At 67.7% G+C, this 13,056-nt stretch carries 11 protein-coding genes; 8 read left to right on the forward strand and 3 right to left on the reverse strand.

What is annotated here, in order from left to right:
• The first annotated feature begins 391 nt into the window (after positions 1–391).
• Positions 392–1,363: an MBL fold metallo-hydrolase gene (locus AC5P7A_RS08100; RefSeq protein WP_046432495.1), complete on the forward strand. Its 972-nt coding sequence runs from the start codon at positions 392–394 to the stop codon at positions 1,361–1,363.
• A 72-nt stretch (positions 1,364–1,435) separates the two neighbouring features.
• Here AC5P7A_RS08100 and yihA read toward each other — a convergent pair whose 3' ends face one another.
• On the reverse strand, positions 1,436–2,038 hold the full coding sequence (gene yihA, locus AC5P7A_RS08105; RefSeq protein WP_005411022.1) for a ribosome biogenesis GTP-binding protein YihA/YsxC: 603 nt from the start codon (positions 2,036–2,038) through the stop codon (positions 1,436–1,438).
• A gap of 156 nt (positions 2,039–2,194) precedes the next feature.
• Here yihA and AC5P7A_RS08110 point away from each other — a divergent pair, with 156 nt between their 5' ends.
• From AC5P7A_RS08110 to AC5P7A_RS08125, 4 genes are all read left to right on the forward strand, one after another.
• Positions 2,195–2,995 (forward strand): c-type cytochrome, encoded by an 801-nt coding sequence (locus AC5P7A_RS08110; protein WP_014648400.1) that lies wholly within the window; start codon positions 2,195–2,197, stop codon positions 2,993–2,995.
• A gap of 105 nt (positions 2,996–3,100) precedes the next feature.
• The gene (locus AC5P7A_RS08115) at positions 3,101–3,751 is read left to right on the forward strand and encodes a thiol:disulfide interchange protein DsbA/DsbL (protein WP_032960695.1); all 651 of its coding nucleotides are present in this window, start codon (positions 3,101–3,103) and stop codon (positions 3,749–3,751) included.
• Between the two features lie 107 nt (positions 3,752–3,858).
• Entirely contained in the window at positions 3,859–4,692 is an 834-nt protein-coding gene (locus tag AC5P7A_RS08120) for a thiol:disulfide interchange protein DsbA/DsbL (RefSeq protein WP_049440671.1), read from the forward strand.
• A gap of 53 nt (positions 4,693–4,745) precedes the next feature.
• Positions 4,746–5,483, forward strand: coding sequence for an endonuclease/exonuclease/phosphatase family protein (locus tag AC5P7A_RS08125; protein ID WP_021202520.1), 738 nt, complete (start codon positions 4,746–4,748; stop codon positions 5,481–5,483).
• A 111-nt stretch (positions 5,484–5,594) separates the two neighbouring features.
• Here AC5P7A_RS08125 and AC5P7A_RS08130 read toward each other — a convergent pair whose 3' ends face one another.
• On the reverse strand, positions 5,595–6,464 hold the full coding sequence (locus tag AC5P7A_RS08130) for an EamA family transporter (protein WP_126411362.1): 870 nt from the start codon (positions 6,462–6,464) through the stop codon (positions 5,595–5,597).
• Between the two features lie 72 nt (positions 6,465–6,536).
• Here AC5P7A_RS08130 and AC5P7A_RS08135 point away from each other — a divergent pair, with 72 nt between their 5' ends.
• The 3 genes from AC5P7A_RS08135 (at position 6,537) to fhuE (ending at position 9,993) form a co-directional block, all read left to right on the forward strand.
• A complete protein-coding gene (locus tag AC5P7A_RS08135) occupies positions 6,537–7,019 on the forward strand; it encodes an Lrp/AsnC family transcriptional regulator (protein ID WP_046432515.1) in 483 nt (160 codons plus the stop codon).
• A 77-nt stretch (positions 7,020–7,096) separates the two neighbouring features.
• The gene (locus AC5P7A_RS08140; RefSeq protein WP_046432517.1) at positions 7,097–7,648 is read left to right on the forward strand and encodes a M23 family metallopeptidase; all 552 of its coding nucleotides are present in this window, start codon (positions 7,097–7,099) and stop codon (positions 7,646–7,648) included.
• A gap of 185 nt (positions 7,649–7,833) precedes the next feature.
• On the forward strand, positions 7,834–9,993 hold the full coding sequence (fhuE, locus tag AC5P7A_RS08145) for a ferric-rhodotorulic acid/ferric-coprogen receptor FhuE (protein ID WP_495220027.1): 2,160 nt from the start codon (positions 7,834–7,836) through the stop codon (positions 9,991–9,993).
• A 127-nt stretch (positions 9,994–10,120) separates the two neighbouring features.
• Here the strand turns inward: fhuE and AC5P7A_RS08150 are convergent, their stop codons facing one another.
• The gene (locus AC5P7A_RS08150) at positions 10,121–12,982 is read right to left on the reverse strand and encodes a TonB-dependent receptor plug domain-containing protein (protein ID WP_134809292.1); all 2,862 of its coding nucleotides are present in this window, start codon (positions 12,980–12,982) and stop codon (positions 10,121–10,123) included.
• Positions 12,983–13,056: the final 74 nt, after the last annotated feature.

Raw genomic sequence — 13,056 nt, forward strand, 5'->3', positions numbered from 1 at the left:
ACAGATCGCGGAAAACTGTCGAAGGCGGGGTGGGTCCGGTTGCGGGAGTGTCCGCGGCATGGATGCCGCGGCCAAGCCCCCATGGGTGAGGGCGCTTTGCTTGCGAAGCACTGCTTCGCAAGCGCCCGAACGCACAGCCGCAAGCGACTGGGCCGGACCGCGGAGCGGGGTTTACGGCGTCTCCCGCAACCGGACCCACCCCGCCATCCCAGATAGCCCGCTGTCGCTGTTGCTGTTGCTTCGGCCGTTGCCGTTGCCTCTGCGGGTGCAGGGCGCAGCCCTGCAGCCCCCCCTTCCCTGAGCATTCCGCGCAGTGGTTTGAGCGCCGTGCACACGCCGGCCACGGCACGCTGGGCACAACGGAACCGCCCGTCATCCACCGAGAACCGCCATGATCCTGCGTCCCCTGCCGCTGCGCGGCGCCCTGCTGCTGGCCCTGTCGTCCCTGCCGCTGGCTGCACTGGCCGAAGCCACCTCGCCCGCTCCCACCCAGCAGGTGCCCGGCGTCTACCACCAGCGCGTTGGTGCGCTGCAGGTCACCGCCCTGTTCGACGGCGTGGTCGCGCTGGGCCGGCAGGAAGTGGTCGACGTGCCGCCGACACTGGTCAGCCGCCTGTTGGAAGGCCGCTACGTACCGGAAGACAAGAAGGGCCTGCAGACCGCGATCAACGCCTTCCTGGTGCGCCAGGGCAACCACCTGACCCTGGTCGATACCGGCACCGCGCAGTGCTTCGGCCCCGGCCTGGGCCAGGTGCTGGGCAACCTGCGCGCCTCCGGCGTGGACCCGGCCGAGGTGGACGAGGTGCTGCTGACCCACGCCCACCCGGACCATCTGTGCGGCGTGCTCGACGCGCAGGGCAAGCCGGCCTACCCGAATGCCACGGTGTGGTTGTCCAAGGCCGATGCCGATTACTGGCTCAGCCCGGCCAGCGAGGCCACGGCGCCGAAGGGCGTGCGCTTCGCCTTCCCGCTGGCACGCAACGCGGTCGCGCCCTACCAGGCCAGCGGCCACCTGCGCACGTTCAGCCCCGGCGATGCCCTGCCCGGTGGCGCGGTGGCGATGGACACCCACGGCCATACCCCCGGCCATGTCTCCTACCGGTTCGACAGCCAGGGCCAGTCACTGCTGGTGTGGGGTGATGTGCTGCACTTCCATGCGGTGCAGTTCGCGCACCCGGAAGCGGCATTCGAGGCCGATTCGGACCGCAAGGCGGCCATCGCCAGCCGTCGCGGGCTGCTGCAGCAGGCCACCGCCAACGGTTGGTGGGTGGCCGGTGCGCACCTGCCGTTCCCGGGCCTGGGCCATGTGCGTGGCGAGGGCCAGGCCTATGCGTGGGTGCCGGCGGAGTATTCGCCGTTGTGAGGGTGTGCCGACCAAGGTCGGCACCCACCCGATCGGGTAGCGCCCGGCTGCCAGCCGGGCGACCGGAGAGCCTTATTCCAGCCCCAGCCAGCCGCCGATCACGCCGCGGGCTTCGTCCACGCCGGTACGGTCTTCGCCGGAGAACACCTGCACGCTGACGCTGTCACCGTAAGCCGATTGCAGCTCCTTGCGCACCTTCTGCAGGGACTGCATCTGCTGGCTGCGGCTGAGCTTGTCGGCCTTGGTCAGCAACGCGTGCGCCGGCAGGCCACGCTGCACGGCATAGGACAGCATCTGCCGGTCGTAGTCCTTCAGGGGGTGGCGGATGTCCATCACCACCACCAGGCCCTTGAGGGCCTCGCGGGTGCGGAAATACTTGTCAATGAAGGCCTGCCAGTGCGCCTGCAGGTCCAGCGGCACCTTGGCGTAGCCGTAACCGGGCAGGTCGACCAGATGCGCTTCCGGGGTGACCTGGAAGAACACCAGCTGCTGGGTGCGGCCGGGGGTCTTGGAGACACGGGCCAGGGCGTTCTGGCGGGTCAGCGCGTTGAGCGCGCTGGACTTGCCGGCGTTGGAGCGGCCGGCGAAGGCCACTTCAGCCCCTTCGTCGGGCGGCAGCTGCCGCACGTTGTGGGCCGAAAGGTGGTAACGGGCGCGTTCGATGAGCAATGACATGTGCCTAGGATCGCATGTTGCGGCGCCGCGCGCCCGTGCCGGCGGCCGCTGCGGCCATTTTGCTGCACTGCTGCGTTGACCGTGCGCGGAAACGCCGTTGATAATCCGGGCGATGCCGGCGGCCACCGTCCGGCCCGGTCCATACGGAGCTTCAGCATGCGCCACGCTCGCGTTCTTGCCGTATCCGCCCTTGCCACTGCTGTAGTCGTTGCCGCTGCTGCGTTCGCGCAGACCACGTTGACCCCGCTGCCCGACAACGGGCCGATCAATACCGCCTCGCTGGAGGTGGACTTCAGCAAGACCCACTGGGGCGATGCCAAGGCCGGCCAGACCAAGGCGACGGCCTGCGCGGCCTGCCATGGTGCCGACGGCAACTCCACGGTGGAGATGTACCCGTCCATTGCCGGCCAGAGCGAGCGCTACGTGGCCCAGCAGATGGCCCTGATCGCCAACGGCCAGCGCAGTTCCGGCGCGGCGGTGGCGATGGTGCCGTTCGTGCAGAACCTCACCCCGCAGGACATGCGCGATATCGGCGCCTACTTCGCCACGCAGAAGGCCAACGCCGGCATCGCCGATGACACGGCAGTGACCGATGGCCCCTACAAGGGCATGAAGTTCTACGAGATCGGCCAGCAGCTGTACCGCGGCGGCGATGCCAAGCGCGGCCTGCCGGCCTGCATGGCCTGCCACGGCCCCAGCGGTGCCGGCAATCCCGGCCCGGCCTATCCGCACCTCGGTGGGCAGCACGCCAGCTATGTCGCGCGCCGCCTGCAGGAGTACCAGGCCGGCCAGACCAACGAGACCGACAAGGCGCACTTCCAGATCATGGCCACGGTCGCGCAGAAGCTCAGCGAGCAGGAGGTGCAGGCGCTGTCGAGCTACCTGCAGGGCCTGCACAACAAGGCCGACGATGTAGCCGCTGCGGCCACGCCGACGCAACCGGCTGCCGCCCCCTGACCACCACTGGTCGGCCCGGGCCGCGACGCCGGCCCACGGCTGCGGTATGTTCCTTCACGCCGGCGACCGCGCCGGCGTTGCTTTTTTCAACGGAGATGCGTGTCGATGAGGTTGATTTCCCGCCTGCTGTTGTCCGTGCTGGTGCTGCTGCCGCTGGCAGCCTGCGCCGCCACCCCCGCCAATGCCCCGCTGGTCGAGGGCAAAGACTACGAGCGCATCGCCCAGCCAGGCCCGTTCCAGCCGCTGGCCGGCAAGATCGAAGTGGTCGAGGTCTTCGGCTATACCTGCCCGCACTGCGCCCATTTCGAACCGCAGCTGGAAGCCTGGGCGGCCAAGCTGCCGGCCGACGTGCGTTTCACCCCGGTGCCGGCGGCCTTCGGTGGCGCCTGGGATGCCTGGGCACTGGCCTACTACGCCGCCGACGAAGTCGGCGTGGCCAAGCGCAGCCACGCTGCCGTGTTCAAGGCCCTGCACGAGCAGGGATCGCTGCCGATGCAGAACGTCTCGGCCGATGAGCTCGCCACGTTCTACAAGGCCTACGGCGTGACCCCGGACCGCTACCTCCAGGCGCTGCGCGGCGATGCCGTGCAGAAGAAGGTCGAGGCCGCGCGCGCGTTCGCCCAGCGCACCAAGATCCCGGGCACCCCGGCCATCATCATCAACGGCCAGTACCTGGTGCGGGGCAACAGCTTCGACGACCAGCTGCGCATCGCCTCGGCGCTGATCGCGCAGGCCCGCGCCGCCCGCGGCCGCTGAACCAACGCCCACCCTCGACACGGCGCTGTCGCCGCCGCATGTCATCATTTCCCCCTGGCTGGCGCCTGGCGCCGGCCCCCACCTTTCCAGATGCTGGAGACGTTTCCATGAAGATCCGTTACGCCCTCGCCCTCGCAGCGCTGCTGCCGATCCTGGCTGCCTGCAAGGCTGATGACGGCAGCACCAACACCACCGCGGCCCCGGCCGCACCGGCAGCCGCCCCGGCCACCGCCGAACCGGCCGCTGCGCCGGCCACGGGCAGCGAAGGCACCGCTCCGGCTGCCGCCGAAGGCGAAAAGGCCCCGGCCGAAGCCGCCCCCGCCGCGGCGCCGGCCCCGACCACCGCCGCGCTGACCGGCCCGGCCCCGGTGGAAGGCGCCGATTACCAGGTGATCCCGAACGGCCAGCCGTTCCAGCCGGCTGCCGGCAAGATCGAAGTGACCGAGATCTTCGGCTACGTCTGCCCGGCCTGCGCCGCATTCCAGCCGCTGGTCGGCCCGTGGAAGGCCGGCCTGCCCAGCGACGTGAACTTCGTCTACGTGCCGGCCATGTTCGGCGGCACCTGGGATGACTACGCCCGTGCCTTCTACGCCGCGCAGACCCTGGGCGTGCAGGAGAAGACCCACGAAGCGCTGTACGCCGCCATCCACTCGCAGAAGACCCTGAAGGGCGAGCGCGGCCGTGACTCGGTGGAAGACATCGCCAAGTTCTACGCCACCTATGGCGTGGATCCGAAGCAGTTCGCCGCCACCATGGGCAGCTTCGCGGTGAACGCCAAGACCAACTCGGCCAAGCAGTTCGCCCAGCGCAGCCAGATCAGCGGCACCCCGTCGATCATCGTCAACGGCAAGTACCTGGTGAAGGGCAAGAGCTTCCCGGACATGCTGCGCATCGCCGACCACCTGATCGCCCGCGAACGCGGTGCGGCCCAGGCTCACTGATCCAAGAGAAGCATTTCCCGGCCGTGAATTCCCCCCGTACACGGACCCTGCGCTTGCTGACGGCCAACATCCAGGCCGGCTCAAGTACCCGCCGCTACAGCGACTATGTGACCCGCAGCTGGTCACATGCGCTGCCGGCGGGGCGCAAGCGCAGCAGCCTGGACGCGATCGCCACCCTGGCGCGCGACCATGACATCGTCGGCCTGCAGGAGGCCGACCCGGGCAGCCTGCGCTCGGGCTTCACCAACCAGACCCACTACCTGGCCCAGCGCGCCGGCTTCAACTACTGGAGCCACCAGCCGAACCGGCGCATGGGCGGCGTGGCATCCAGTGCCAATGGCCTGCTGAGCAAGCTGGAACCGGTGGAAGTGCAGGACCATGCCCTGCCCGGCCGCATCGGCGGGCGCGGCGTGCTGCTGGCCAAGTTCGGCGATGGTACCGATGGCCTGGCGGTGGCGGTGGCGCATCTGTCATTGGGCGCGGGCTCGCGGATGTCGCAGCTGGGCTTCATCGCCGAGCTGCTGTCCGACCACCCCAACGCGGTGCTGATGGGCGACTTCAACTGCCTGGCCGAACGCCCGGAAATGCAGGTGCTGTACCAGAAGACCCGGCTGCAGCCCCCGGGCTGCATCGTGCCGACCTTCCCCAGCTGGCGCCCCGACCGCGCCATCGACCACATCCTGGTCAGCAGTGGCCTGCAGACTCGTACCGTGGAAGCCGTACCAGCCGCGTTCTCCGATCACCTCGCCCTGGCGATGCAGATCGACGTCCCGGCCGACGCCCTGCGCTGACTCGCCGTTACGGTAGGTGCGGACCGTTGGTCCGCACGCTCTGCGCCGGGCGCCGCCCGGCGCCCCCTAAATCGGGGCATAAACGACTTAATCCCCTCCGTCCCCTTTTTTTCAGGCGGTGACGGGTGCCTTCAGGCGCCGCGCGGTCATCGTGCTGCCCACCGAGGCCAGCACCGTGCAGCCGATCGCCAGCCACTGCAGCCCATGCAGGTGCTCGTGCAGCAGCAGCATCGCCCACAGCGCGGCCACCGCCGGTTCCATGCTGATCAGGATGCCGAAGGTCTCCTTCGGCAGGCGCTTGAGCGCCATCATCTCCAGTGACATCGGGATCGCGCTGGACACCAGCGCCACCAGCAGCCCGGCGGCCAGGATCTTCGGATCGAGCAGCGCGGCGCCGGCGTGCACCACGCCCACCGGCACCACCACCAGCGACGCCGCCAGCAGCCCCAGCGACACCGAATGCCCGGCGTGCAGGTGGCCGGCACGCTTGCCGAACACGATGTACAGGCCCCAGCACGCCGCAGCCCCCATCGCATACAGCACGCCAGCGGGATCCAGCGCCGGACCACCGCCGATCGGCAGCAGCAACAGCAGCCCCACCGCCGCACAGCCCACCCAGAGGAAATCGATCGGCCGTCGCGACGACAGCATGGCCACCGTCAGCGGCCCGGTGAATTCGATGGCCACCGCGATGCCGAAGGGAATGGTGCGCAGGGCCATGTAGAACAGCAGGTTCATCAGGCCCAGGGTGAGGCCGTAGCGCAGGATGGTGATCGCATCCGGGCGGCTGGTCTTCCAGCGCCACGGCCGCCAGAACAGCAGCAACAACAGCGCCGAGAAGCCCACGCGCAGCGCGCTGGTGCCCTGCGCGCCGATCAGCGGGAACAGGTGTTTTGCGTAGGAGGTGCCGATGGCCAGCGAGGTGACCGAGCCGAGCACCGCCAGCGCCGGCAACATCGGCGCGAGTCGTGGGGTCTGCATGGGCAAAGTCTATTGCGCCAGCGCCGAGCACTTGGCTCAATTGACGGCCCGTTCGTGCAACTTCTGCTCGCCATGGCCACCGCCCCCGTGCTCGACAGCTTCGACCGCGCCATCCTCGACCTGCTGCAGCGGGACAACACCCTGCCGCAGCGCGAAATCGCCGAGGCCGTGCACCTGTCCACGCCGGCCGTGCAGCGCCGCATCAAGCGCCTGCAGGACAGCGGCGTGATCGCGGCCAATGTGGCGGTGATCGCCGCCGCCCAGGTCGGGCGGCCACTGACCATCATCGTCGAAGTGCGCGTGGTCAGCGAGCAGCGTGATCACGTGGCGCCGTTCAAGCGCCGCGTGCAGGACGACCCGGCGGTGCAGCAGTGCTACTCGATCACCGGCGATGGCGATTTCCTGCTGCTGCTTTCGGCGGCGTCGATGGAAGAGTACGAGGCCATTACCGAGCGGTTGTTCGGCGGCGATGACAACATCGAGCGCTTCCGTACGTCGGTCGCGCTGGGGACGTTGAAGCGCAGTTTCGAAGTGCCGCTGGCCCCGGTTCTGTAGCGCTGAGCCATGCTCGACTGCGCTTTGACCGCACAGCAACAGCCGCCGAAGATGGCTCGGCGCTACAGTCGGAGACCATGAACACATCGCCCTCCCCCGCCCGTCGCCTGCGCCGCTGGTTGCTGCGCGGCCTGTGGCTGGCCATCGCCCTCATTGCCGCGATGGCGCTGTGGAACAGCCCATGGGCCGCTGCGCCGAAGCTGCTGTGGACACTCTCTCGTATGCCGCCGGCCACGCAACTGGCGGTGCCGGTGGACGGCGTGCGGCCGCGCCAGATCGCCGACACTTTCGGCGCACCACGTGGCCGTGACCGCTCCCACGCCGGCATCGACATCTTCGCCAAGCGCGGCACCGCGGTGCGCAGCGTCACTGCCGGCGTCATCGCGGACGTCAGCGAGCGCGGCCTCGGTGGCCGCCAGGTCTGGGTGATCGGGCCCGGGCGCGAACGTTACTACTACGCCCATCTGGACGACTGGGCCGAGGGCCTGGCGCGCGGCCAGGTGGTCCAGGCCGGCGACCTGCTCGGGCATGTAGGCGACAGCGGCAATGCCAAGGGCACGCCGCCCCACCTGCACTGGGGCATCTACGGCGCCGATGGCGCGCGCGATCCGCTGCCGCTGCTGCGCTGAACCCCATGCGCTGCGTCGCGGCCCGCGTGAGTGCCTACCTCGTTCATGATTTGTAAATAGGAATAGTTCGTATTACCATTTCTTTCGTTTCCGGTGGTGCCAGGACGGCCTGCCCGCCCGTTTCCCACCCGTAGCGCCTCGCCTTCTGGATGCCGGCCGAGCGCGCGTGCTCGTCCAGGACCCCCATGACCTGTTCCGCCTTCCGTATCCCGCAGCCGCAGCGGCTGTCCGTTGCCGTACTCGTTGCACTCTGCGCCCTGGCCCCGGCCGCCTTCGCCGACACCGCCGCCGACCCGACCACGCTGGACAAGGTCGTGGTCAAGGGCGAACGCGCCGAAGGCTATTCGGTGCGCCGCACCTCGGCCGGTACCCGCTTCGACCTGGCACCGCGCGAGATCCCGCAGTCGGTCAGCATCATCAGCCACCAGCGCATCGAAGATCAGAAGCTCGACGACATCATCGACGTGCTGGCCAACACCACCGGCGTGACCAGCACCCAGTCCGACAGCGAGCGCACCGAGTTCTACGCGCGTGGGTTCTACATCGACGCCTACCAGTTCGACGGCCTGCCGACGCAGATGGTGCAGAACTGGAGCTACGGTGACTCCGGCCTGGATCTGGCGCTGTACGACCGCGTGGAAGTGGTGCGCGGCGCCACCGGCCTGCTCAGCGGCGCCGGCAACCCGTCCGCTTCGGTGAACCTGATCCGCAAGCATGCCGACAGCGCCGAGCTGACCGGCAGCGTGTCGGTGAACGTCGGCAGCTGGGGCCGCACCCGCACCACGGTGGATGTGGGCAGCGCGCTCAACGCCAGCGGCAGCGTGCGCGGTCGCGTGATCGGCAGCTACCTGGATACCGACGGCCAGATGGACCGCTACAACCAGCGCAAGACGCTGGGCTACGCCGTCATTGATGCCGACCTGACCCCGGGCACCCAGCTGAGCGTGGGCTACGACTACCAGCAGAAGCGCGCCAATGGTGCGACCTGGGGCGGCTTCCCGATGCTGTATTCGGATGGCTCGCGCACCGGCTACGACGGATCGTTCAACGCCAGCCCGGAGTGGACCTATTGGGACACCACCAGCAAGCGGGCCTTCGCCACCCTGCAACACGCCTTCAGCAACGGCTGGAAGTTCAAGGTGGGTGCCACGCACGATGAGACCAGGGCCGACGACAAGCTGTTCTACCCCGCCTACAACGACTGGACCACGGGCGCCTCGAACTTCGACCGGACCACTGGCGCGGGCATCTCGCCGTCCGCAGGCCTGTACAACACCGAGCGCAAGGTCACTGGCGTCGACGGCTACGTGGATGGCCCGTTCCAGCTGTTTGGCCGCGAGCACCAGCTGATGGCCGGCCTCAGCTACAACAGGCGCGAGTACGCCAACTACGGCGACTACCAGGTCGGTGGCCCGGGCCAGCCCTGGGATCCGTTCGCCAGCTATCTGAACTGGACGGGCAAGATCGGTGAGCCGAACTGGAACCCGCTGGCCCTGGCCAGCGAGGGCACCATCACGCAGAAGGCCGGTTACGCGGCCGCTCGCCTGTCGCTGGCCGATCCGCTGAAGCTGATCATCGGCGCACGCTACACCGACTGGAAGAGCGAGGGTGAAGGCGCCGACCGCGCGCACAAGGTGACCACGCCGTACGCTGGCCTGGTCTTCGACATCAACGGGACGTACTCGACCTACGCCAGCTACACCGAGATTTTCCAGCCGCAGACGCTGAAGGACCGCAATGGCGGCTACCTCGATCCGGTCGATGGAAAGAGCTACGAAGTGGGCGTCAAGGGCGCGTGGTTCGACAACCGCCTGAACGCCTCGCTGGCCGTGTTCCGCATCGAACAGGACAACGTCGGCCAGGCCACCGGTGAACCCGTGCAGGGCAGCCAGAACGAGTTCGCCTATCGCGCTGCACGCGGCACCGTCAGCCGCGGCTTCGAGTTCGAGCTGAACGGCGAACTGGCACCGGGCTGGAACGCGACCTTCGGTGCTTCGCGCTATGTGGCCAAGGACATCAACGGTGCCGACATCAACACCAACCTGCCGCAGACCGCATTGAAGCTGTTCACCAGCTACACCCCGCAGTCGCTGCAGGCACTGACCGTCGGTGGCGGTGCCAACTGGCAGAACCGCATCTATTACGCCGCGCCGGTGGTGGGTCGCTTCGAGCAGGAAGGTTACGCACTGGTCAGCGCCTTCGTGCGTTACCGCATCTCGCCGGAGTTCAGCGTGCAGGCCAACCTCAACAACCTGCTGGACAAGAAGTACCTGTCGCAGATCAACGGCTACGGTGCCTACGGCGATGGCCGCAATGGCTCGCTGACGTTCACCTGGGCGTTCTGATCAGACGCGGGGTTCGCACGCCCCGCACCTGTAGAGCCGAGCCCATGCTCGGCTCAGAGAATCAGCCGAGCGCGGGCTCGGCCCCCGCAAGGCAGCGCCGGAACTGACCGGCGCTGCCACCGTCACATCAGAAGCGCAGGTCCGCGCGCAGGTACCAGTAACGGCCACGCGGGATGTCGTAGGTCGAAGCGTCGTAGCCGTTCAACGAGCACGACAGGCAGATCGGCGGATCCTTGTCGAACACGTTGTTCAGGCCGGCGGTCAGCTGCAACCCCTTCATCCAGTCGATCTTGTAGCCCACCTGCATGTCGTGGAAGGTGGTGGCCGACAGCGTGTTGGTGCCCGCAGCCTGGTTGCTGCACACCGGGAAGGCCGCCGCATCGCCGCAGTTCTCGGTCAGCTCGGAGATGTGGCGCACCGTCCAGTTGGCGCTCCAGCGATCCATCGTCCAGCCGAGGCTGGCATTGCTGGTCCACTCCGGGATCGAGCTGTCGGCCACTTCCACGCCCGGCTTCTGCGGCTGCTTCTGCCCGGCCGCGCCAGTGGCCTCGTAACGGCCGACGAAGGTGTTCTTCCACCCCAGCTTGAACTGGCCGATGGAGGTCTGCGGCAGCGTCCAGAACAGATCCACGTCCCAACCGTCGGTCTTGATCGAACCCAGGTTGGTCAGGCGGTTGTTGAAGCTGCTGACCGCACCGGTGCTGGCACGGGTGATGCCGTTGCAGTAGATCGGGTCCAGTGTATCCACGCACAGGTCCAGCTGGGTCTGCGCGTTGATGGCCTGGATCGCACCATCGATGGCATGGCGGTAGAAAGTGACTTCCACATCGAAGCGCTCCGACCACGAGGCGTTGTTGCCGAACCACGGGCTCCACACGAAGCCCGCGCTGAAGCTGCGCGAGCGTTCCGGGTCCAGCTCGCGGTTGCCGCCGGTGGTCACCGAGATCTGCGAGTTGGCCTGCTGGAAGCCGGCCGGGACGCCCAGTGCAGCACAGTTGGCCGCGCTGCCACGCGGCGGCGTGCCGCCCAGGCCCACCGAGCACGGATCGAACAGCTGCAGGTCGGCACGTGCGGCAGAGCCGTACAGCTCACCGATGGACGGTGCGCGGAAACCCTCGGCGTACGTGGTGCGCAGCACGAAGTCATCGGTCACCTGCCAGCGCAGGCCGTACTTGGGCGTGAACTCGCCGCCGAAGGTGGAGTAGTCCGAATAGCGGCCGGCCAGGCTCAGGTCCAGCTTCTTGCCGAACGAGGAGTCGGCGAAGATCGGCACGCTCAACTCCAGGTAGGCCTCGTTGACGTCGTAGGAACCGGAGGTCGGTTGCGACGGCACACCGTTGTAGTGGCCGATCACCGTCAGCGGATCGGGCTGGTAGGCGCCCTTGTACTTGCGGTACTCGAAGCCGGTGGCGAAGGACACCGGACCGGCCGGCAGCGAGAACAGCTCGCTGGACAGGTTGGCGGTGAACAGGCTCAGTTCGTTCTGGCTGCGGTCGCGCACCACCGGCTGGATCCACTTCAGCATGTCCGGGGTGATCGAACCGGCGCCACCGAAGATGTTCAACGGCACGCAGCCAGGCGTGGCCGCGCACACCGCGGGATCGCCCAGCGCCATGTTCACCTTGTAGATGTCATAGCTGCCGTAGTTGGTCTGCTCGGCCTTGTTCTTGCTGTACATGCCGTTGACGTCCCAGTACCAGCTGCGGTCGGCGGCATGGAAGTCACCGACCAGGCCGGTGGCGAAGTAGGTGGTGTCCACTTTCTGCTTGAACACGCGCGCACCGCCCTCCACCGGGCGACGACCGATCAGGCTCATGTTGTCGCCGGAGACGAGATCGAAGCCGAACGGGTTGTACGGGTTCAGGCGCGAGACCACGATGTTGTCGGCCAACGGATTGCCGGTGGCGCCATCGGGGCCGAAGAACAGCGGCTCGGGGCCGGCCTGGTTGGTCGACTCGCGGCGGTTGCCCAGCGCCTTGATGTACCACTGCACGTTGTCGGTGATGTCAAAGCGGAACTGGCCGAACAGGCCTTTGCGCTCCGACGGCGTAAGCACCATGTTGTATTCGGCGAAGTTGAAGCGGTCGGCGGTGGTGAAGCAGTGATAGTCATCCGTGCGGCTGCAGCCGGCACTGCCGTCGTACCGCGGATTGCTCACGCCGATATTGGGCACGATGTTCTGCACCGCACCGGTGTTCGGGTCGGTGAACATGAAACGGCCCTGCGGAATACCACCGCTGCCGAACGCCAGGCCGGTACCGGGAATGGGGAAGCGCGACTGCTCGCGATCCTTGGCGAATACCGGGTCCTGCTTGGTCCAGCTGGCGCCCAGGAACAGGCTGAAGCGATCGCCACTCTTGCCCCAGGCCAGATCCACGCCCTTCTGCGTGCCGTCGCCCTTGCTGTACTCGCCGTAGTTCAGCGTCACCTGCCCACCATCGAAATCGCGGCGGGTGATGATGTTGACCACGCCGGCGATGGCATCGGAGCCGTACAGCGACGAAGCACCGTCCTCCAGCACCTCGATGCGCTCGACGATGGCCAGCGGAATGGTGTTGAGGTCGGTGGCCGAGCCCACACCGGACGCCGACGATTCATTGACCCAGCGGATGCCGTCGACCAGCACCAGCACGCGCTTGGCACCCAGGTGGCGCAGATCGACCTGCGCCGAGCCGGCACCCACGCCACTGCCATCGGGCGGGAAACCGAAGTTGCCGGACGAGTTGAACTTGGCGTTGAGCGCAGAGCCGGAACCGGTGAGCTGCTGCAGCACTTCGCCGATCGAGGTCAGGCCGGTGCGTTCGATGTCGCCACGGGTCAGGGTCTGGATCGGGACCTGGCCCTCTACTTCAGCGCGCTTGATGCGGGTACCGGTGACTTCCACCGCGTCGAGGTTGGTGGTGGATTGTGCAGCGGCACCCAGGGGTGCCAAGGCCATCACGCACAGCGTGACGGCAACCGCCAACGGGCGGTGGTGCAGGTGCTTCATTCGCTCTCTCTCCAAAGGAATGTCGGGACATGGACTGCCGCGCTCCCCCCTGCATGGCGGCAGCGTCTCCTTTG

The sequence above is a fragment of the Stenotrophomonas sp. YJH_SMC_65 genome (assembly GCF_059369475.1).